Here is a 21,683-nt window from a genome sequence, read left to right as displayed (position 1 = left end):
GGGACGCTTCGTCGCGCTCCTCCCACATCCCCGCACGGCGGGAGTAACCAATGAAAGGAAATCTAGAGACTATGTACGAAGACCAAGGCACTTGTGACGAACGCCACTCGCATCGCTCCCCGAGTGAGGAGGCGAATAATTACGACCGCGTTGTGATGCGGTGGGATGACAGCGCGGACAAGGCAACGCGGATCATTGAATGCCGGAACCAAATCCAGTGGATAGTTCAGCACAAGGCGGGTACCCGAGCGGGGCAGCCACGGTGGCGCTCACAGTCCTATTGCCGGACCCGGAAGGGGCTTGTGGGGCTGTTAGCGAGGAAGGCTGCGGAGATTGCAGCGGCGTTGCCAGTGAGGTTTGTCGAGCCCGTCAATCTGGCTATCGCCATCCCGGTGAACCCATTGCCCCAAGCTCACAAGCCCTGTCCGGGGCTCTTCGTCTACTGCCGACAGTAGCCACTCGGTCCCATCCTAGTTGAGTGCGAGTGGAGGCAGGCATTCGAGGCGGCCACCCCGCCGAAATCCATGCCGGTTTGGCACCCTGCGAGAGCTACCAAGGCCGCAATCACTGCGAGCGCAAGAAATCGCTTCATCGCTGTTCTCCCTGTCCGGGCCAGGAGCTGAGAATGACCGCCTTCTCCGCGCCTTGCCCCATTTAACCACTTAAGGAGACAATGACAACGAAAGGCCGGGGACAGGTGGCGCTCACAGTCCTATTGCCGGAACCGTCAGGGTTTCGAGAACCTGTTGCCCGGGAAGGCTGCGGACCCACGCGCAAAGCCGCTTGACGTAGAGATACACCGACGCTACCCATAGAGATACACCGGCGCGGTGACGCCTCTCGGAAGGGACCCTTGGTAAATAACTGGAATTGAAGGACTTTCTGGCGACAACCTGCCCCGGTTCGATTTCATAAGAACACCGGCCCGGGGAGCCACTTACCACAAATCGCCTATCAGGAATCCCGCAATTCTGCGGTTTTGGCGGTTTGCGTCACCGTGGATGTTGGACGTTTTCTGCATGCAGATCCGGTGTGCAATTTTGCGGCGCTCCCCTGGCCAATAAGGCACCACCTGCGACTTACCGGGGTTCCCTGCTTGACAACCCTCCTACGCTCCCTTTTCCGCCGCGCATTCGCAGGCAAGGCCGCCGCTGTCGTCGCCACGTCTTGAGCAAGACAGTCCGCACACGGAGCCGCCCGATGGCCCATACGACATGCCGTCATGGACGTTTGCGCAGACCACAACTTTAAGGCACGTTGGCCGACATCCCTTGAAGCAGCTGGACCAGGTGAGAGATGGTTGGATCGATCGACAATTTCCAGGTATCGTTGGCGCTGACCGAGTTCATGCCGCTTCAGGGAGTATTCCCGATCCGGGATGGCTGGGGTTCGGGCGATATCACGCTGGGATCGATCCGGACATTTGCCGGCAACTTTGCCCCGGGCAGCGACGCCGAGACCGATGGACGACTCCTGTCCATCGCGCAGAACACCGCCCTTTTCAGCCTGCTCGGCACCACTTATGGCGGCGATGGACAGACGACCTTCGCCTTGCCGAATCTGCAGGAACGAACGCCGATCGGCGCGGGACAAGGCCACGGGCTGAACAACTACAATCTCGGTGAGGTGGCAGGCACAGCCGCCATAAGCCTGTCCCAGGAAAATCTCCCGCTGGCGCTGGGCGGCGATAGCCAGCCGATCGACAATTATCAGCCATCTTTGCCGATCACCTACATCATCCGCACGACCGGCAATTACCCAAGCCCAGGTGGCGGAGGCTCGAATTTCATTGGCGAGATCGTCAGGTTCGCCGGCAATTTCATTCCAGGCGGCTACATGGCAGCGGCAGGGCAACTGCTTTCCATCGCCGACAACAACGTGCTGTTCAGTCTCATTGGCACAACATACGGCGGCGACGGAGTAACCACCTTTCAGCTTCCCGATCTACGCGGACGAAACATCGTCGGCTCGTCCTCCTCGACCCCGATCGGCTCGCTCGTTGGAGGCACGGCCGTAACGCTGACGGATAATGAGATCCCGGCAAATGTCGGCGGCGGCGGAATTCCGTTCGACAATGAGGCGCCGGGATTGGCGCTGACTTGCATGATCGCAGTCCAGGGCATTTTCCCGCCGCGAGACGTTGGAAGCGCTCCCTCCGACCAACATTATCTTGGCGAGATTGCAGTTTTCGCCGGGGATTTCGCGCCGCCTGGCTGGGTTCGCTGCGAAGGTCAACTTCTTCCGATCAACCAGAACCAAGCCCTGTTTTCTCTGCTTGGCACCATGTACGGCGGCGACGGTCAAACAAACTTCGCGCTGCCCGATCTTCGCGACCGGACCGCAATCGGAGCGAGCGACGACGTTCCGGTCGGAACGGTGCTTGGCGACAATGACCAGCCTGTCTTGTCGTCCAACATACCCGACCTTGAAATTGCCGGCAGCGCCGCTGATGAAACTATCTACGGCGGCGACGGCAACGACGGGCTGTCCGGACTCGGCGGCAACGACATACTTATCAGCAATGGCGGCAACGACATCCTGAACGGCGGAGCCGGCGCGGACGCCATGTTCGGCGGTGCCGGCAACGACATCTACATCGTAGCCGCGACCGGCGACGTCACCACCGAGAATGCCGGCGAAGGCGCCGACACGGTGCGTTCCTACATCAACTGGACGCTTGGCGCGAACGTTGAGCGCCTGGAACTGCTGGGGTCTGCCGCCAATGGCACAGGCAACGCGCTCAGCAACACGCTGGTCGGCAACAGCCTGAACAATGTGCTCAATGGCGGGGCCGGAAACGACTACATGGTGGGCGGAGCAGGAAACGACATCTACATCGTGGCTGCAGCAGGAGACAGCACGATCGAGAATGCCGGCGGCGGCACCGATACCGTTCGTTCCTATGTCAACTGGACGCTGGCCGCGAACGTCGAGCGGCTCGAGCTGCAGGGCTCGGGCAATCTGAACGGAACCGGCAACAGCTCAAACAACACGCTGGTCGGCAATTCCGGTAACAACAGCCTGAGCGGCGGTGATGGCAACGACTACATGGTCGGAGGAGCCGGTAGCGACACGCTCACAGGCGGCGCGGGCAACGACCGCCTGATCGGCAGCCTCGGTCGCGACACTCTCAACGGCGGCACGGGCAACGATGTTTTCGACTTTGATGCCGTTTCCGACAGCCCGGCTGGACCGGCGCTTCGCGACTCCATTCTCGGCGGCTTCAGCCACGGCTTCGACCGTATCGATCTTGCGACCATCGACGCCAACACGCTGGTCGCCGGCAACCAGGCCTTCTCCTTCATCGGCAGCGCGGCATTCTCCGGCGTGGCCGGCCAGCTTCGCTATACCAATTACAGCGGAAACGTCATTATCGACGCCGATGTAAACGGCGACTCTGTGGCCGACATGCAGATCCTGGTCGCCGGCACCAACTTCATGACGGGGACAGATTTCCTGGCGTGACGAAGCCGGCCCGACTCCGCCTGGCTGCATTTTCCGGCGGTCCCCGCCTATGCCGGGTGACCTGAAGGAGATGGTCGCGATTATCGCGCCGGCTCTCCTCCACCGGCCCGCGCCCCATAACCGAGGCAGCCAAATACCGCTGTGGCCTTTTGAGTTGCCAATCCGTCGAATACTGGGAAAGCACGCCTCGGGGGAATTGCCCCAGAGTTCAATCCGAGTGGAACTGATGCTGACCGGTGAGCAAAACGATCGTCAGGCAATCCTGGAGGTGATGGCCCGGGAAAGCGCGGCATTCTGGAACAAGGACTATGAAGGCTGGGCCAGCTGCTGGGTGCAGGCTCCCTATGTCTGCCGTGTGGGATGGTGGTCGCTCGGGGGCGTAACACTCAGGCGTGGATGGGATGAACTGAGCGATCGGACCAAGCAAGCGATCGCAGACAATCCGAAGCCCAATCCAACGGCCGGCGAAGTCCGTCGAGAAAACGTCGTTCTTCGTATCGGCGAAGACATGGCCTGGGTGACTTACGACCAATATGCACCGGACACGGGCGAGGCTGCCTTCGACATGCCCGGTTTGTCACGCGAGACCAAGATATTCGAGAAGCATCAGGGCGAATGGAAGCTCGTCTACGTCTCATATCTGCACCGCACCGCTCACCAGATCACGTCGGCGGTGATTCAGGTCGATGGAAAGGGAAAGGTAATCTGGAAAAACGAGGCCGCAGAGAATGCACTGCGCGCCGGATGTGATCTTGCGATCCACGCAGGTCGATTGCGCGCACTCGACCGCGCAGGAGACAAGCAGCTACAGCCTGCCCTGCGGTGGGCATCGCCTGGATACCGGTCTCGACGCACGGCGCGGAGCCTTGCCGATCGTTCTCGACGGCGGCTATGGCGAGCACGCCAATGTCTGTTGGGTGATTGCCGACAGCGGCATGATCTTCGTTTCGATCAACGACGAACAGCTCGCCAGTCAAAGATTGGAGGCGGCGGCAATCATCTACGGAATTTCCCATGCCCAGGGACGTCTTGCCGAGTTGATCATCGCCGGGCAAGATCTGCGACAGGCCGCCATTCGTCTCGGCGTCAGCGTCAACACAGCTCGCACGCATCTTCAGCGCATGTTCGAAAAGACCGGTGTGCGTAGTCAGCCGGCGCTTGTGAGGGCCTTGCTCTCCGTTGGAGCCCCCTTCGGCTAAAGCGCAATAAAGCTCGATATGTCACCCAAATGGATGACAACTACCGCGCTCATTGCCGGATAGTTTTCGCCAGGCTGGTGCACCGATTGGGCGATGGCTTGCCTGTCACCCGGTGCGCTCGGCGTTCCCCACCGCAGGCTGCCTTGCCATCATCGTGGCGACGCCGCGCTGCGCCAAGGCATGTTTCAGGAGCAATTCAGCATGGCGACCGTCACCTATTCCTTCGAAAATTTCGTCCCCGAGTTCGTTGTCAACAGCACGGCAGCCGGCTCCCAATACCGGCCAGACATTGCGGTTCTGTCGAACGGCGATCTGTTCTTCACATTCGAGACCGACAGCGCCGATCCCCTATACCAGGATGTTGTGTTCCGGCGGTTCGATGCGAGCGGCAATGCGCTCGATGCGAGCGACGGAATTGTGTCGGTCGGCCCGGGCGCGGACGATGAAGATGATCCGGCGGTCGCGGTTCTGTCGAACGGCAATGTCGTGGTCGTCAACGAGGACAATAACGCCGGCGGAGAGGATGACGTAGAGTTCCACGTCTTCGACCCGTCGGGCGCCAGCCTGACCCAGAGCATCGTCACGCAGGCGGAGGGCCAGGCCACGGACAATCAGCCCGATCCGGTCGTCGCCGCTCTTTCGGGCGGGGGTTTCGCGGTCGTCTACACCGACGAGTTCGCCGGCTCCGGGACGAATACCAATGTCGAATTCGTAGTCTACAACAATGATGGATCACCTCGAACCGGCTTGATGTTCGCGGGAGGCGGCGTGACAAGCAACACCGTGTCGCAGCCGGCAGCGGTCGGCCTGACCAACGGCAATTTTGTCGTCACCTGGACGGAGGATCTTGGCGATGGCGACACCAACGTCAAATTTCGCGTCTTCAATTCCGTGGGCCAGCCGGCGAGTCCGGAGGTCACTGCCAATGAAGATTTCGACGATCAGTACCATTCAGTCGTTGCAGCGCTGCCAGATGGCGGCTTCGCCGTCGCCTATGTCGATCAATATGACGGCAACGCTTTGGATACCCAGGTCGAGGTCAAGTTCTATGACGCCGTGGGCAATGCAGTTGGCGCCACCGGCTTCATCGATTTGGGCGACGACCTGGTGTCCCGGCCCGATATCGCGGTGATCTCCAACAGCTACGTGCTGGTGAGCTATACGTCGAACCGCAACGGGAATGCCGATGTGTTCGCCCAGGTGTTCGACTTTTCCGGCAACAAGGTCGGCGAAGAATTCAATCTGGAGGTCACACCGGGCACGCAGATCGGGTCGAGCCTAGCGGGCCTGGGCGGAGGTCGTTTTTTCGCTGCATGGGAAGACAGCGAGCCTGCCCTCGGCGACACCTCCGGATACCATATTGCCGCGCAGGGAACCGAGTTCGTGCGGACCACCATAGGCAACGAAACGAATGAGACGCTGACCGGTGACGACTTGCGCGACATCATGGAAGGAGGGGGCGGCAACGATCTTCTCAATGGCGGCGCTGGCAACGACACAATGGCCGGCGGGACCGGCGACGATATTTACATAGTGGCGGCTGCGGGCGACACCACCGTCGAGAATGCAGGCGAAGGCACAGACACGGTTCGTTCCTACATAAACTGGACACTGGCCAACAATGTCGAGCGGCTCGAATTGCAGGGTTCGGGCAATCTCAACGGCACCGGCAATACTCACAACAACACGCTGGTCGGCAATTCCGGCAACAATCTGCTCAATGGCGGCGGCGGCAACGACTACATGGTCGGTGGCACCGGCAACGACATCTATATCGTTGCGGCGGCCGGTGATGTGACCGCCGAAGATCCTGGCCAAGGCACGGACACCGTTCGCTCCTACATCAACTGGACGCTTGGGGCGAATGTCGAGCGGCTCGAGCTGCAGGGTTCCGGCAATCTGAACGGTACCGGCAACAACTTGAACAACACGCTGGTCGGCAATTCGGGCGCCAACAGCCTGAGCGGCGGCGACGGCAACGACTACATCGTTGGAGGAGCCGGCAACGACACGCTCGCCGGCGGCGCCGGGAACGACACGCTGATCGGCGGCGCGGGCAGCGATATTCTCAATGGCGGCACTGGAAATGATCGGTTCGATTTCGATGCCGTCTCCGACAGCCCGGCCGGACCGGCGCTTCGCGACTCAATCGTCGGCGGCTTCAGTCACGGCTTTGATCATATCGATCTTGCGACCATCGACGCCAACACGCTCGCCGCCGGCGACCAGGCCTTCTCCTTCATCGGCAGCGCGGCGTTCTCCGGCGTGGCCGGCCAGCTTCGCTATACCAACTACAGCGGCAACGTCATTGTCGACGCCGATGTAAACGGCGACTCTATCGCCGACATGCAGATCCTGGTCGCCGGCACCAATTTCATGACGGGCACAGATTTTATTCTCTGAGGGAACGCCCCCGCCACTGCTGATTCACCTGGACGCGTGTTCGACCGGGCACCACAGGTATCGTGTGTCTGGGCCTGCGCGGGGTGACCTGAGAGACAGTCGCGGTGTCGCGCCTGCTCTCCGGTGCCGCCGAGCGGCAACGAAGCCCTCAGAACGTCAGGCCGGTGCCGAAGACCTCGATTGCGTAGAAGTATAGTTCGGCGTCGAGGGTTCTCTTGATATTGGCGGCCTGGCGAAATCCGTGTTGCTCGCCGGAAAACAGGAGATAGCCGACCGGCGTGCCGCGGCTACGGAGCGCGTCAACCATCGCCTCGGTCTGGTTCGGCGGCACGACGGCGTCCTCGTCGCCCTGAAAGAAGATCACGGGTTTGGATAGGCGCTCGGCATGAAACAGCGGCGAGCGCTCGCGATAGAGCTCCTCTTCCTCGGGATAGGCCCCGATCAGCCAGTCCATGTATCGCGATTCGAATTTGTGCGTGTCGCGCGCCAGCGCCGCCGCATCGCTGACGCCGTAATGGCTCGCTCCACCCTGGAAGAAGTCGCGAAACGCAAGAGCGGCGAGCGTGGTGTAGCCGCCGGCGCTGCCGCCGGTTATCACCATGCGCTTCGGATCGACGAGCCCCCGCTCGATCAGGAATCTGCCCCCGTTGACGCAGTCATCGACGTCGACGACGCCCCAATTGCGGCGAAGGCGGTCGCGATAGGCGCGGCCGAAGCCGGTGCTCCCGCCATAGTTCACGTCGAGCACCGCGATGCCGCGGCTCGTCCAATAATGGATGCCGAGATTGAGCGTGCTCGATGCGGCCGACGTTGGACCGCCATGGACTTTGACGAGAAGCGGCGGCTTTTCGCTTGCCGGACCCTTATAATCGGGATTTCTCGGCCCATAGTAGAGACCGAAGGCGGTATTCCCGCCCGTGGTGGGAAATTCCACGGCTTCGACTGAACTGAGGTAGTCGGCAATGCCCAGGTCCGTCTGGTCGAGAATGTCGGTCGCTTTCTTGAGAATCCGGTGCCGGCTGGTTCTCAGATCGAACTCGACCACGCTAGCGGGAAGAGACGGAGCTCCGGCAATGGCCACGACTCGCTCGCCGTCGGCTCGAACCGAAGCGAACTGCGTGAAGGGCGTTTCGAGTGTTCGCAACGTGTCCGCCGCAAGGTCGACGACCCCGAGCCTCCACAGCCCCGCTTCCGAATAGGTGCAGACGATCCTGTCGGGGCCGGCAAATGCATAGGTGGACATGCCGAAAACCCATTGCGGCGCCCCGAACTCGACCGCCATCGGCAGGATCGGCCGCGACGCTAGCGTCGCAAGCTCGAAACGGTAGAGATTCCACCAGTCGGACCGGTCCGACACGAAGAGGACGGCGTTGCCGTCGGGCGACCACTCGGGTTGAAAGATCGATTCGTCTGGACCGCCAGCGATGATTTCGGGCTCGCCGGAAACAGCGCCGGCATCGTCCAGTTCGGCGAGATAGAGGGTGGTGCCGTTCCACGGCATGTTGGGATGGTCCCAGGCCAGCCAGATGAGCCGGTGTCCATCCGGAGAAAGGCGCGGCGACGAAAAGAAGTCGTGCCCACCCACGAGAATGTTTCCGGGTTCCCCGCCCCTGCCCGCAAGGTCCACGGCGACGATCGCGTTTACGGGCTCGCCGCCGGCCGTGTGATCCTCGCGCACGCCGATCCAGCGGTTGCGGCTTCCGTCGATGATGCCGTCGGCGAACCGCCAACCACCGGACTGTCCGGAGGGTTCAGGCGTCAAGGGCTGCGGCTCGACACCGCCGGCTTCCAGTCGGTACAGCCGGCCATCGGCAAAATTGGAGAAGTACAGAACGCCCTTGTCCACGAACCAGGCGCCGCCGCCATATTCGTGGACCCGTGTGCGGACATTGAAAGGTACGGGCGTTACGTCGACATCTGCACCACCGCCGCCGGCGCGTACCACGACGGAGCGTCCTCGCTCCTGCGGCCGTCCTTCCAGCCAGTAGATCGCTCCGTCGTCGAGACGAACTTCCGAGAGCGTGATAGCCTGTGCGACGATAAGATCGGACGTGATCGGCGATTTCCAGGCGCCGTAAGACGCAGTTTTCGGTGCAGTCGTCGGCATGGCTCATCATCCTTTTTCGATGCTGCCATGTTTTACGTCCGGACGCCGGGATGATCCAGAGCGCGCGCTGCGTTCAGCTGCCGCGAGACCGCGGGAAAAGAACCTCTCCCATGCCGAGGACGGCATTGTCGCCGCTATATTTGCGCGGCGCTTTGCCGAGCAGGGGCAGCCCCAAGATTCCTTCCGCGACGAGATAGCGGTCGAAAAGTGCGGCGAAGGCGCTTTCAGGCGCGCCGCATTCGACGAAGCTGGGAGACAGGTTTTCAGGCGCGCGGTCGAGGAAAATCGAGCCGCGGCGCATCAGATAGCCGGGCATCGCCCCGGTCCCGCCGGCAATCACCAGGCTGCCGGCGATCATGCGGCTGCCTGCGTGGTCGCCCGACCCTCCAAGGACGGCAATGAGGCCGCGCCGCATGCGATCTCCGGCGAAGGCGCCGGCCCTCCCCCTCACGATCAGCATGCCGCCATTCATGCCGGCGAGTTCGCCAGCCAGCGGTCCGCCGAGGCGGTCGCCGGCGTCGCTCATGATCTCCAGCCTTCCGCCGCGCATGCCCGATCCGGCATGCGGACCCGCGCTACCTTCGACCAGCAGATTCCCGCCGCGCATGTTGCGGCCCGCCTGGGCGCCGACATCGCCCGCAACGCGCACCGAGCCGCCGGTAAGTTGCGCCGCCACCCGGTCGAAACGGTCGGAGCCGCCGTCGAACACGATGTTCTGCAAATCGTCGCCCGAGACGCGGAATATGTCCGCGACAGTCAATGCGCGCTTGGACGTGCCGAGCTGGATTTTTTCGATGTCTCGCCGGCTCATTCCAGCGAGTTTCTCCGGCGTCAGCAGCGACAAATCGAGGCGCTCAGGGGGATTGGCAACAAGGGTGAAGGTCATCGCCGTCACGGGAGCATGTCCTTCAGCGAATAGATGAACTTTCCAAGCTTGCCGCCGTAATTGCCCGCCCCGATGCGAACCGCGCCCTTCTCCGGCCCGAGATCCGTCACCGCCTTGATGCCGGCCTTCATGGCAGCCACAACGGCATCGTTGGTTTCGCCGTCGATGACGATTTCAAGCACGGAGTTGATGTTCGATCCAAGTGCGCTGGCGACGGCTCCGCGCAGGGTCGGGGCGTAGGCTTCATTCGCCGAAGCCACCATGCCCTTGTACTTGCCGCCGATCTTGGAACCCGAGCGGGCGATGCCGCCCGGAAACGGAACGATGGCGCCCGGCACGTCATGAATGGCTGCGACCGCGGCTTCGGCGGCGGCAAGCGCATTGCCGCTGCTCTCCGCCATGACGAAGAAATTGCCGCCGCCGACGGCCTCCTTGGTCAGTCCGGTGGTGGCCTCGCAGAGGAATTCGCCGTCCATGACCGGGATTCGCCAGAAATGCCGTCCGCCGAGTTTTTTTGAGATTTGCCAGCCATCGCCGAAATAGCGCAATGCGGAGCCAAGTTTGAGGTCGGCGCTGCCTTTCAACCCGGCGAAGCAGGCGCTGCCGGGCGAGGTCAGCACGCATTGGCCGACGCGGTTCAGCAATTGCTTCTGCAACTCGTCCGTGCTCACCGCGAAAAGCATCACGCGGCAGCCGGGCCGCCCGTCCGGCGTTTCCGATTCCGGTAATTCGACATCGATCGCCGCCTCGCAGCCGCAGGCGATCACCGACGTGGCGAAGCCGGACATGGTGATCGCAGCCTGCCGCGCCCATTTGCGGTTCGGTCCGGTGATGACAATCGCCGTCGCACGCATGCCGAAGGCTTCCGCGAAGGTGTCGTCGATCGCTATTCCGTTTACGCTCAGCTCCGGCATGCGACCTCGCCGAATGGCTGTTCGCGGGCGATGGCGGAATCGGGGAATGTGAACCAGTCGAGCGACAGGCCGTAGCGCCGTTCGTGATACTCGCGCAGCCGCCGCACCATCGCCTTGTCCGGCTGCGGGTTGAGCCGGAGCGCCCTGCCCCAGCGGTAGCGGGTAATCTCGCCGTCCTTAACGACTAGGTCGCCGTTCTTGAAGACAAACGCTGCGGCGCCGAACATTTTCGCGATATCCTTGCTTTTCCGGTAGATCGCGATATCGGCCAGCGCGCCCGACCCCATATGGCCGCGGTCGTCCAGCCCGAGCAGCTTTGCCGGCGCAGCGCGTGTCATGATGGCTATCTCCTCGAGCGTGTATTCGCGGGCGATGGACGACAGGGTCGAAAGCGCCATCGCCCCGTTTGAACCGCCCGAAGCCATTTCATTGCGCGCATCGCGGCTCATCAGCAGTTCGAAGAGCACGGGATAGGCGGTGAAAGGTGCGCCATTAGGGTGATCCGTCGTGAAGAATACCCGCCACGGGTCGTCAATCAGCAGGAAAAGCTCAAGTCCGATCGCCCACTGCATGGTGCCGTAAAAATCCTGCCGGTAGCGGTAGGGCACGATGCCGCCGCCATTACCGTCGCCGTCATGGATGACCGTCTTCTTCGGGCTGGCGCTGCCGCGCGCCGAGAACTGCCGCATGACGTCTGAGGAAATGGTGACAGTCTGGCCGAACATGACCTGGCCGATGTCGATCGTGACCTGCGGCGTGCTGTTCACCAGTTCGGCGAGGCGGGCCGCGGCGGAAGAGAATTTGCGCTTTCCTTCGGTGCCATAGCCGTAGAACTGGAGATGGGCGAGATGCAACGGCACACCTTCCGAAGCGGCAATGGTAGCCGCTGCGGTATCGGCCGCGCCAGGCGCTCCGAGATTGTTGCAGTGAACATGCAGCGGGTGCGGAATGCCGAGGCGATCCACCGCGGCCTGCAGCGTCTTCACGATCTTGCGCGAACTGACACCGTATGAGGGCACAACATCGTCGAGGGCAAAGGTGCGGACATTCTCCTTGAAGGCCGCGGCCGCGCCGGCATTGATGACTTTGACGCCGAGCGCCCGCGTCGAGCCCACCGTCCAGGCGACGTAGTCCTCGATCGTCTGTTGGGAAGAGTCGTCGCGGATCATCGACAGGAGAAAGTCGTCGTTGCCGAGAATGGCCAGCGTCGCCTTGTCGATGATCGGGATGTCGGCGAGTTCGAGATGCGTGTGCAGCGCGGCGCCGGGCGACATGGCCGGTTCGACCACCGTGGTGAAGCCCATTTTGGCGTAGAGGCAGCCGGTTTCGAATGTCGACCAGCCGGCATTGGAGAGCGGCGTCGCGGCCGGCCGGGCCATGTGGGCGGCGTGCTGCTCGGGCAGGAGCAGCCGCGCGGTGTTCACATTGCCGCCGCCTATGTGGGAATGGATGTCGATCGCGCCTGCCATGACGATGCAGCCTGAGGCGTCGATGGTCCGGTCGGCATCGCCGCCAGCCGGCGGCTCGACGATCTGCTCGTCCCTGATCCAGAGGTCGCCCTTGCCGAGACGGCCATTGACCGGATCGATGATTTCGCCCCCGGCGATTTTCGTCAGCATGGCAATGCCGCCTCCGCCGGGATCTTGTCGGCGATCAAACGAATGACCGCCGCAGCCGACGGCAGGTCAGACCCCCTGCCCGCCTTGACAGCGGCCAGAGTTCCGGTGCGCCCGGAATAGACGACCGCCGCGTGATCAACGCCGGCTTCACCGATGGCGATGGTGATTTCAGCTCCGGCGACCGGCTCCGCTGTTTTCGCCAATGCTATCAATTTGACGCCGTTATCCCCGGCCGGCAGCACGGAACCAGCCGATATCCGCAGATGCAGGTCGGCCTCGCCGGATGCGAGCACCCGCTCCACGTCGAAACGCCAGGGATCGAATTCGGGAAAACCGCGCGCAAAGCCGGTGCGCGGCGCAAAGCCGGTCATCCAGGTAGAGGCAAGCACGCTGCCCCAGCCGCTTTCGCTGGCCGGCAAATGCAGGGCTGATGCACGGGATTTCCGATTGATATCGGCGATTAGGCCCTGCAGCATCTCCAGCGCAAGGCCGTCCGCGCCATGGCCGGAAAACAGGAACGCAGGAAATTTGGCGGTGCTGAGCACGCGCGCGAAATCGTCGAAGTTCGAGACCGGCTTCGACACCCGCCGTCCCGCGCGTTGCGCCCTGAGGGCCGCCAGTGTGCCGCTGAGCCCGGCACCCTCGCAAGAAAGCGGTGTCGCCTTCCTGCTGCCGAGGAACGACGAGGTCTCCGCCCCCTCCGCGCCTATCAGGAAGAACTCACGCGCGTTCTTTGCCGAGAGATCAGGAACGGTGTCGGCGAGTTCCGCCACGAAGCCGTGATGGACGGCGGGCAATTCCCCGACGATCACCACGACATCGGCCCGCCGGCGGACTTCGCCCGGCGCAACGGTCATCGCGCCTTTGTCGGTGAAGAGCGCCGTCTCGCGGGAAATCGCCGCGCCCTCGACATGGTCATAGGCCGCGCCAATCCGTTCGGCGAGCGCGATCGCCGCGCGCGTCCCATGTATATCTGTGTCGAAACTGATTACCGGGCACCGGCTTGATTGCAAAAGCATCGCGGCCTGCTCGCACGCGCGCTCCACCAGCGTTTCCCGGTTGCCGATCCACGCAACCGCCATTCACTACGCTACTTTCTGGTGCCGACCCAATCCTAGACGAAAGCGAACTGGCCGTGAACCCCGCTCTTGTCGGGTTGGTGAATGTTTTCGGCCGGCATCAGCAGATGCGACGTTCAGTCGTACTTGATGTAGGCGAAGCGCTGGTCGGTCTGGGGCGTGCCTTCCAGCGCGCCGCCTTCCCTCGCCGGCTGCCACTGGACGACGTTCTCGATCTTCTTTGCCAGTTCGAAGTCCTTGTCGGTGACGCCTTTTGCCGCATGGTTCATCAGGCGAACCTCGACCCAGGCGTAGGAAGCGGTGATGTCTGGATGGTGCCATGCCGCTTCCGCCAGATGGCCGACCGTGTTGATGACCATCAGCGTCGATTTCCAGCTATGGGTCTTGTATTTCCGGCGAATCCAACCGTTTTCATAGCGCCATTTGGGCAGTTCGCTCGCCAGCCTCTCGGCAATTTCGGCTTCCGAATAGACTTTTTCCTTGGCTGTCTCGCTCATCTCGATCTCCCTATGCTTTTCGACAGGCGTGGGGCGCCGCCGAAGTAGATGCTCCGCGATACTTGCCCCCTCGCCGAAAACGGCTATCATAACCGCAGGCACCTAAACTCGCGATGCATGTATGATGCACCCATCCGGGGGTAGATGTCGAATTCCGTCACCATAAGAGTGCCCGCCCGCCTGCACCTGGGCTTCCTCGACCTCAATGGAGATGTCGGACGCCGCTTCGGCAGCGTCGGCCTGCCGCTGAGCGAGCCCGAAACGGTCGTAACCTTGTCGCTGGCTGCCGAAACTTCGGTCGAGGGCAGCGAGGCCGCGCGCGCCGAAGGGCATCTGTCGGCGCTCTGCCGGCATCTCGGCATAAAATCCCATCACCGCCTGATGGTGGAGCAGGCCATCCCCTCCCATGCCGGTCTCGGATCGGGAACCCAGATCGCGCTGGCGGTTGCGGCGGCGCTGCGCACGCTGCACGGGCTGCCGCTCGATATCGCGGGCGACGCCGTCCTGCTTGCGCGCGGCGCACGCTCCGGTATCGGCATAGCCAGCTTCGAAAGCGGCGGCGTGATTGTGGACGCTGGAAAGAGCAGCAGCGGCAGGCCTCCGCCCGTCGTTGCAAGGCTCCCCTTTCCCGACGAATGGCGCGTCCTTCTCATCCTCGACGAGGCGGTGGAAGGGCTCCATGGCCAGGACGAACTTCAGGCTTTCCGCGCGCTCCCGCAGTTTCCCGCCGCCGGCGCGGGAGAAATCTGCCGGCAGGTGCTGATGGGGCTGATGCCCGCCCTCGTCGAACGCGACTTGCCCGTTTTCGGCGCCGCGGTCACGACGATCCAGACGCTCATCGGCACCCATTTCGCGCCCGCCCAGGGCGGCGTCTTCACCTCCCGGCGTGTCGAGGCGCTGGCCCGACGGCTGGCTGACGCCGGCGCGGTCGGCATCGGGCAGAGTTCGTGGGGGCCGACGGGTTTTGCCTTCGCGCCATCGGAAGACGAAGCCCGCCGCCTCGTCGACTCCGTGCGAGACGCCATCAGCGCCGGCATAGAGATCCGAATCGTGCAGGGCAGGAATTCCGGCGCGAAGATCAGTCAAACCAAACTCGACCTCGTTGGCAGCTGAAAAGCGGCAGGCGCTGCGCGAGGCAGAAAGGCGAATAATGGCCAGAAAACATATATTGCATATGCTGACCCCGCTGAAGCAGATGAGTCCCTTCGACGTGAATATGGCGCTCGACGCGGGCTTCGACGCGGTCGTCCCCTATGTCGACGTTAGCCTGGGAGACGTCACCAATCTGGTGCAGGATGCGATCTTTTCCCGGCCGCCGGACGCTGGCGTGAATACAGGGATATTCATCGCCGGCAAGGACGTGTCGCTAGCGCTCGACATGTTCGACGCGGCGAAGAAGGCAATGGTGCCGCCCTTCCAGGTATCGGTTTTCGCCGACCCGGCAGGGTCGTTCACGACCGCCGCCGCGATGGTTGCCAAGGTCGAAAAGGCCCTCGAAAACGAGTTCCAGCGCAGCCTGAAGGATGCGGCGGTCGCGATCTTTGGCGCCACAGGCGTCGTCGGCTTCTGCACGGCCGTCATTGCGGCCCGGGAAGGCGCAGAAGTCACGGTCGTCGGCCATGACGGCCTTGAGCGGGCGGAGAAGATCGCTGCCGAAATCAAGAACCGGTTCGGAGTTGACGTGACGGCTGCGGACGGCTCGTCGGACGCCCGCAAGAAGGCAATCGTCCAGGCCAGCGACGTCGTCTTGAGCGCCGCGAAAGCCGGGGTCCAGGTGATCTCGAAGGCGCATTTGGAGGGCGCCGACAGACTGCTCGTCGGAGCCGACGTGAATGCGGTTCCGCCGGCCGGCATAGAAGGGCTGGCGGTCCACGCCAACGCCGATCCGCTCGAAGCGACAAAGGCCGTCGGCATTGGCCCGCTCGCGATAGGCAATGTCAAATACAAGGTCGAGTTTGGCCTCTTCAAGAAAATGATAGAGGCGGACAAGACGGTTACGTTCGATTTCCAGGATGCATTCTCCCTTGCACGCGAGTTCGCAAAATAATCCCCGCTTCCTGCTGGTCGCAGCGATTTCGGGCCGCGCGCTGGCTGCCGCGGCGCGGCGCGCCGGTTACCGGCCGCTGGTCGCCGACTTCTTTTGCGACACGGACACTGTTGCGCTCGCCGAGCGCACGGCGAAGCTGCCGGGCGACCTGCAGAGCGGAATAGACGGCGAAGCTATTGTCGGTACGCTCCGGGCGCTGGCCGGAAGCGCCCGGCCGGTTGCGGTTGTCCTGGGGTCCGGCTTCGAACGGCAAGCGGAAATCGTCGACGAGGTCGCCCGCCATTTTACGCTCGCGGGCAACCGCGCCGCGGCGATACGCCGGGTCAAGGATCCGCAAATACTGGCGAAGGATTGCGCCGAACTCGGCATTCCACACCCGGCTTTCCGGTGGGATCCGCCGCCCGATCCTGAAAACTGGGTGGTAAAGGCTGTCGGCGGCGCGGGCGGCGCTCATATAGCGCGCGCCAATGGCGAGCCGCAGGCGGCGGGCCGCTACTTCCAGCGCTTCGTTTCCGGCCGCAGCGTCTCGGCCCTGTTCGTCGGCGACGGCAAGTCGGCGCAGGTCGTCGGCTTCAGCCGGCAATGGCTGTCTCCCGCTCCCGCCGCCCCCTATCGCTACGGCGGCGCCGTGCGCCTGAGGCGCTTCGACCGAAGCCGTGCGGCGGAGATAAGCCGCTGGCTTTCCGACCTGACGCTCCGCGTCGGCCTTGTCGGGCTTTGCAGCGCCGACTTCATCGGCGACGCGAACGGCTACCAACTCGTCGAGATCAATCCGCGGCCGGGCGCCACGCTCGACATATTCGACAGCATCGACGCCCCGCTGATCGAGGCGCATCTGCGCGCCGCCAGCGCGGAGCCCTACCGGCTGCCGCGCTTTGCCGATTCGATGGCGTCAATGATCACCTATGCGGCGGCGCCGGTGCCGCAATTTCCCGCGATCGAGTGGCCCGACTGGACAGCCGACCATCAATCGCCCGGCACAAAACTGATTGCAGGCGATCCGATCTGCACCGTCTTCGCCCGCGGGCGCAGCGCCGGCGCAACGCAGCGGGCCGTGAATATCCATGCAAGGCAATTGCAGCACCAATGGGAGGGAGACCGGACATGAAGGATGGTTCGGCATTCCTGAACGATAACGCCCAGCGTATCGCCGATGGCATGATCCGTGACGCCGAGCGCCTGCGCATCGCCGTCTCGAAGGGGCCGCTGGGAGAAACCCTGATCGACGCCGGCTCGAAAGCCCCCGGCGGTATCGAAGCCGGGCTGCGCATGGCAGAGGCGGCCATGGGCGGCCTCGGCAGCATTTCGGCGGTCATGGATCGCGCCTCGGATAAATGGCCCTTCGCGCTGGAGGTCCGGTCTTCGCAGCCGGTGCTTGCATGCCTCGGCTCGCAATATGCGGGCTGGAACCTGTCGAACGATGACTATTTTGCCATGGGGTCGGGCCCTGCGCGCGCGCTTGCCCGTGTCGAGGCATTGTTCACGACGCTGACCTATCGCGACACCGCATCGTCCGCCGTCCTTATCCTGGAAACAGCCGAACCGCCCCCGATGCCGATCGTGGAGAAGGTGGCCAAGGCAACCGGGCTGGCGGCCGACAAGCTTACGTTCCTTTATGCACCGACACAGAGCCTTGCCGGCACCGTCCAGATCGTTTCCCGCGTCCTCGAGGTCGCCCTGCACAAGGCCAACGATTTGAGATTTCCGCTGGAAAACATCGTCGACGGAATGGCTGCCGCGCCGATCCCCGCTCCTCACCCGGATTTCCTGGCGGCCATGGGCCGAACCAACGATGCGATCATCTATGGAGGGCTCGTCCAGCTTTTCGTGACGGGCCCGGTAGAGGCGGCGATGAACCTTGCCGATCAACTGCCCAGCCGCGTGTCGCGGGACTACGGTCAGCCCTTCGCCGACATTTTCACGCAGTTCAAGGGTGATTTCTACGCCATCGACCCGCTGCTTTTCAGCCCGGCCGAAGTTTTGGTTACAGCGATCGAAACAGGCCATACATTTCGCAGAGGCGGACGGGATTCCGCGATGCTGGAACGGAGCTTGGGGTGAACCGTCGGTGCAGATGAAATCCACATTGGTGTGCACTTGATGATCCCGCGCATCCTGATCGTCAGCGACAAGTCGGACGCGCGCTCGCAAGGCCTTGCCACCCGGTTGGGCCAGCGGGGCGCATTCGTCGCGACCGCGCCGCTGGCCGCGATCGCGTTCGACACTGGAAGCGCTTCCGGGCTCGCAATTCCGGGATTTGATGGAGGGTTGCCGGACGCCGTCATCGTGCGTTCGATCGCGGCAGGGTCGTTTGAGGCGATCACACGGCGTCTCGGCGTCCTCCACGCGCTTGGTAGGCTTTCCGTTCCGGTCTGGAATTCCGCCCAGGCGATCGAGCGCTGCGTCGACAAGTCGATGACGACTTTCCTGCTTGAGAATGCCGGCCTGCCGACGCCAACGACATTCTGCGTCGAGGGGTTTTCCGCGGCCGAAGAGATCGCCAAACGTGAGCTTCCGCGGACGCCGCTGGTGCTTAAGCCGCTTTTCGGCGCGCAGGGACGCGGCATAAGGCTGATCCGCGAACTGGCCGACCTGCCGCCGCCGGAAGAGGTGAACGACGTCTACTATCTCCAGCATTATGTCCCGCGCGCCGGTCCTCCCTTCCGCGATTTCCGCGTGTTCGTCTGCGCCGGAAAGGCGGTGGCGATGATGAGCCGCCGCGGCGAAGACTGGATTACCAACGTCAACCGGGGCGCGGCGCCGGAGCAGGTTTCCGCGCAAAGCGAAGCCGAACTGGCGAAGCTGGCGGTCGCGGCGGCGGCAGCGGTCGGAGCCGACTTCGCCGGCGTCGACATCATCCCGGCGTCCGACGGCGCCCTTCTGGTGCTGGAGGTGAACAGCATGCCGGCCTGGTCGGGGCTGCAATCGGTCGTCGCTGTGAACATCGCAGATGCGATCGCAGACGCCTTGCTGAAATCCCTGGCCGACAACGCGGGAGCCGCATCGACTGTCCGCCCGCATCGCTTTGTTGCACCGGCAAACTCCTGACATGGGACTTTCGCGCGAACGCATCAGCACCGCCTATGAGGAGGCCTGCCGGCTCGAGATCGAGGCGCTGAAGCCGGGCAACGTCCATCTCTTCGCCCACGGCCACGGCATGACCGCCGGTCAGTTCCTCCTCAGCGCCAGTGTATCGGCCGGGCCGCTGGCGGATCCGGACCTGCGTGTCGGGCGGCGCATTCTCGAGGCCATCCGCGCCACGCGCCAGGCAGTCGGCATCAACACCAATCTCGGCATCGTACTTCTCACCGCGCCGCTGGCCCGCGCCGCCGAATTGGCCGGCGGCGATCTGCGCGAAAATCTTTCCGCAGTGCTCGACGGCCTGGACATGGACGATGCGGGCGCTGTCTTCGAGGCCATAGTCGTGGCTTCCCCCGGCGGCCTCGGCTCGGCAGAAGAGCACGACGTTCGTGAGCCGCCGAAGGTCGGTGTGCTCGAGGCGATGCGGGCCGCGGCCGGGCGCGACAGGATCGCTCGCCAGTATGTCACCTGTTTCGACGACGTTTTCGGGACGGGGCTGACGGCGCTGGATGACTCGTTTGCCCGCGGCGAAAACGGCATCTGGCCGACCGTCTTCACCTATATGGCTTTTCTCGCCGGCTTCCCGGACAGCCATGTGGCGCGCAAGCATGGCGACGAAACAGCGCACCGGATCCGGGAGGAAGCCGCCACCGTCAAGGTCACGCTCGACGCCGCCGACGACGATCAGGCGCGCCTGCGCCTGCTTTTGGACTTCGACAGCCGGCTGAAGGCGCGTAGCGTCAATCCCGGCACGTCGGCCGACCTGACGGTGGCCAGTCTTTTCGTCCATATCCTCCGACAGCGCCTTGCATAATCGGGTTGTTGATGATTGAATTTCGGCAGTGGGGGTCAGTGCCTCCGCGGCTATCTAGCCAACCGGTCCGGGCAATCCGGACGCTGCCAACAAGGATAGTCGTCCATCGAGCGTCCGCTCGTTGCGGCGTCTTTGGACTTCATTATTTTGTGGAGGAAAATTGGCATGGCTAAAATCTCGAAAGTAATGGTTGGTGAATCCCTGGTCGGCGACGGCAATGAAGTCGCGCATGTCGACCTGTTGATCGGGCCGCGGGGAAGCGCGGTCGAAACGGCGTTTTGCAACGCACTCACCAACAACAAGGACGGATTTACTTCCCTTCTGGCGGTGATTGCACCCAATCTGCAGTGCAAGCCCAATACGATGTTGTTCAACAAGGTGACGATCAAGGGCGCCAAGCAGGCGGTCCAGATGTTCGGTCCGGCGCAGCATGCGGTTGCAAAAGCTGTCCAGGACAGTGTCGCCGACGGGATCATTCCTGCCGATGAGGCGGACGACGTGTTCATCTGCGTCGGCGTGTTCATCCATTGGGAAGCCGAGGACGACGCCAAGATCCAGCAGTACAACTACCAGGCGACCAAGGAAGCCATCCAGCGCGCCGTCTCGGGCACGCCGACCGCTGCCGAGGCGACCTCCAAGCGGGACCAGGTGAAGCATCCGTTCGCGGCCTAGACAAGAGACAGCCCCGCACAGGTAGCACCCTCTGCTGATACGGATGGTCTGTTGCGCCGGCTGAAAAAGCTTCTCGGCTTTTGAATCTCCGTTCCGGAGCGTGGCATTATTGCGCTTCGGAACGGATCGTTTCGTCAGCAGGCGCCGAGCGACGCAAGTTGCCCGGGCGTGAGCGTGCCGTCGTGAAGCGACGTCGCCACCAGCGCGGCTTCGACCCCGAGCGACGAGAGCGCGCGGATATCGGCTTCGTTGCGCACCCCGCCGGCGGCGATGACGGAGCGGTTTCCAGCCTTCGCCTTGATCAGCGAAAGCTGCTCGAAATCCGGACCCGCGGCGGAACCGACCTTGGCCAGCGTCATGACGATCACGCTTTGCGGCCAGGAGTCCGCCTCTTCGAGAATGGAGGGCGGGCCGCGAAAGCCGTCGGCGAAGAAATCGAGCGACAGGATGAGGCCGGGATGATCGCGGAAACGCCTAAGCAGCGCATCGTCGCGCTGCGATTCGGAGCCCAAAACCGGACGCAGGGACAGTTCGGCGAGAGCTGCGGCGAGCGTGTCGCGGTCGGCGATTCCGCCATCCACCCAGAGTTCGGGCGCGTTGGGCATTTCCCGCAGCCGGGCGAGTGTTTCCCTGTTGGGTGCGCGGCCTTCTATGGCGTCCAAATCGGCAATGTAGAAGGCTGAAAACGGGTGCAGCGTGCGCAGTCCCGCCGCAACCGAAACGGGATCGGAGCTTGCGCTGAGCGGCGTAACGATCGGGCGGTAGCGGTCGCGCCTGCCCATTTCGGCGCGCACGACCTGGTCGCCTTTCAAGTCGAGGACAGGAATGATACGCAACGCTTTTCCCTCAATAGCTTAGAGTCTGTTTGTAAACTCTACTCTGGCGGTCATCTGCCGGCGT

General features: G+C 63.1%; 17 protein-coding genes. 10 read left to right on the top strand and 7 right to left on the bottom strand.

The features are described 5' to 3' along the window. Nucleotides 1–1,296 precede the first annotated feature (1,296 nt). The 3 genes from G6N73_RS27510 to G6N73_RS27500 all read left to right on the top strand — a co-directional run bounded on the left by G6N73_RS27510 (nucleotide 1,297) and on the right by G6N73_RS27500 (nucleotide 7,067). Complete coding sequence (locus G6N73_RS27510) at nucleotides 1,297–3,465, top strand: tail fiber protein (RefSeq protein WP_165033156.1); 2,169 nt, start codon at nucleotides 1,297–1,299, stop codon at nucleotides 3,463–3,465. Nucleotides 3,466–4,217: 752 nt separating this feature from the next. After that, nucleotides 4,218–4,664 carry a helix-turn-helix transcriptional regulator gene (locus G6N73_RS27505; RefSeq protein WP_165033155.1) on the top strand — a complete coding sequence of 149 codons (447 nt, stop codon included), beginning with the start codon at nucleotides 4,218–4,220 and terminating at the stop codon, nucleotides 4,662–4,664. Between the two features lie 201 nt (nucleotides 4,665–4,865). Beyond that, entirely contained in the window at nucleotides 4,866–7,067 is a 2,202-nt protein-coding gene (locus G6N73_RS27500) for a calcium-binding protein (RefSeq protein ID WP_165033154.1), read from the top strand. Between the two features lie 148 nt (nucleotides 7,068–7,215). On the opposite strand, the gene G6N73_RS27495 is transcribed toward G6N73_RS27500, so the two are convergent. The 6 genes from G6N73_RS27495 to G6N73_RS27470 all read right to left on the bottom strand — a co-directional run bounded on the left by G6N73_RS27495 (nucleotide 7,216) and on the right by G6N73_RS27470 (nucleotide 14,169). Continuing rightward, the gene (locus G6N73_RS27495; protein ID WP_165033153.1) at nucleotides 7,216–9,174 is read right to left on the bottom strand and encodes a S9 family peptidase; all 1,959 of its coding nucleotides are present in this window, start codon (nucleotides 9,172–9,174) and stop codon (nucleotides 7,216–7,218) included. A 73-nt stretch (nucleotides 9,175–9,247) separates the two neighbouring features. Next, complete coding sequence (locus G6N73_RS27490) at nucleotides 9,248–10,060, bottom strand: formylmethanofuran dehydrogenase subunit C (RefSeq protein ID WP_206079116.1); 813 nt, start codon at nucleotides 10,058–10,060, stop codon at nucleotides 9,248–9,250. Nucleotides 10,061–10,065: 5 nt separating this feature from the next. Then, entirely contained in the window at nucleotides 10,066–10,974 is a 909-nt protein-coding gene (gene fhcD / locus G6N73_RS27485) for a formylmethanofuran--tetrahydromethanopterin N-formyltransferase (RefSeq protein ID WP_165033151.1), read from the bottom strand. Then, nucleotides 10,962–12,593 carry a formylmethanofuran dehydrogenase subunit A gene (locus G6N73_RS27480; RefSeq protein ID WP_165033150.1) on the bottom strand — a complete coding sequence of 544 codons (1,632 nt, stop codon included), beginning with the start codon at nucleotides 12,591–12,593 and terminating at the stop codon, nucleotides 10,962–10,964. Before G6N73_RS27480 ends, fhcD begins: the two co-directional genes overlap by 13 nt. Continuing rightward, nucleotides 12,587–13,675, bottom strand: coding sequence for a molybdopterin-binding domain-containing protein (locus G6N73_RS27475; protein ID WP_165033149.1), 1,089 nt, complete (start codon nucleotides 13,673–13,675; stop codon nucleotides 12,587–12,589). The genes G6N73_RS27480 and G6N73_RS27475 overlap by 7 nt, the downstream gene beginning before the upstream one ends. 113 nt (nucleotides 13,676–13,788) lie before the next feature. Beyond that, nucleotides 13,789–14,169, bottom strand: coding sequence for a 4a-hydroxytetrahydrobiopterin dehydratase (locus G6N73_RS27470; protein WP_165033148.1), 381 nt, complete (start codon nucleotides 14,167–14,169; stop codon nucleotides 13,789–13,791). 144 nt (nucleotides 14,170–14,313) lie between these two features. On the opposite strand from G6N73_RS27470, the gene G6N73_RS27465 reads away from it, so the two are divergent. From G6N73_RS27465 to fae, 7 genes are all read left to right on the top strand, one after another. Then, complete coding sequence (locus G6N73_RS27465) at nucleotides 14,314–15,282, top strand: beta-ribofuranosylaminobenzene 5'-phosphate synthase family protein (protein WP_165033147.1); 969 nt, start codon at nucleotides 14,314–14,316, stop codon at nucleotides 15,280–15,282. A 37-nt stretch (nucleotides 15,283–15,319) separates the two neighbouring features. Next, on the top strand, nucleotides 15,320–16,216 hold the full coding sequence (locus G6N73_RS27460) for an NAD(P)-dependent methylenetetrahydromethanopterin dehydrogenase (RefSeq protein ID WP_165033146.1): 897 nt from the start codon (nucleotides 15,320–15,322) through the stop codon (nucleotides 16,214–16,216). Further along, a complete protein-coding gene (locus G6N73_RS27455; RefSeq protein WP_165033145.1) occupies nucleotides 16,194–17,324 on the top strand; it encodes an ATP-grasp domain-containing protein in 1,131 nt (376 codons plus the stop codon). Before G6N73_RS27460 ends, G6N73_RS27455 begins: the two co-directional genes overlap by 23 nt. Beyond that, on the top strand, nucleotides 17,321–18,277 hold the full coding sequence (gene mch, locus G6N73_RS27450) for a methenyltetrahydromethanopterin cyclohydrolase (RefSeq protein ID WP_165033144.1): 957 nt from the start codon (nucleotides 17,321–17,323) through the stop codon (nucleotides 18,275–18,277). Before G6N73_RS27455 ends, mch begins: the two co-directional genes overlap by 4 nt. 39 nt (nucleotides 18,278–18,316) lie before the next feature. Next, entirely contained in the window at nucleotides 18,317–19,264 is a 948-nt protein-coding gene (locus tag G6N73_RS27445) for an ATP-grasp domain-containing protein (RefSeq protein WP_165033143.1), read from the top strand. A gap of 1 nt (nucleotide 19,265) precedes the next feature. Then, nucleotides 19,266–20,111, top strand: a complete 846-nt coding sequence (locus G6N73_RS27440; RefSeq protein ID WP_165033142.1) for a triphosphoribosyl-dephospho-CoA synthase — start codon at nucleotides 19,266–19,268, stop codon at nucleotides 20,109–20,111. Nucleotides 20,112–20,276: 165 nt separating this feature from the next. Further along, a complete protein-coding gene (gene fae, locus G6N73_RS27435) occupies nucleotides 20,277–20,783 on the top strand; it encodes a formaldehyde-activating enzyme (RefSeq protein ID WP_165033141.1) in 507 nt (168 codons plus the stop codon). 134 nt (nucleotides 20,784–20,917) lie between these two features. Here the strand turns inward: fae and G6N73_RS27430 are convergent, their stop codons facing one another. Then, nucleotides 20,918–21,619 (bottom strand): HisA/HisF-related TIM barrel protein, encoded by a 702-nt coding sequence (locus tag G6N73_RS27430; protein WP_165033140.1) that lies wholly within the window; start codon nucleotides 21,617–21,619, stop codon nucleotides 20,918–20,920. Nucleotides 21,620–21,683 lie beyond the last annotated feature (64 nt).

It is taken from the genome of Allomesorhizobium camelthorni, assembly GCF_011045125.1.
In the GTDB taxonomy this organism is placed as follows: domain Bacteria; phylum Pseudomonadota; class Alphaproteobacteria; order Rhizobiales; family Rhizobiaceae; genus Allomesorhizobium; species Allomesorhizobium camelthorni.
This window is presented reverse-complemented; position numbering and strand designations above follow the sequence as displayed.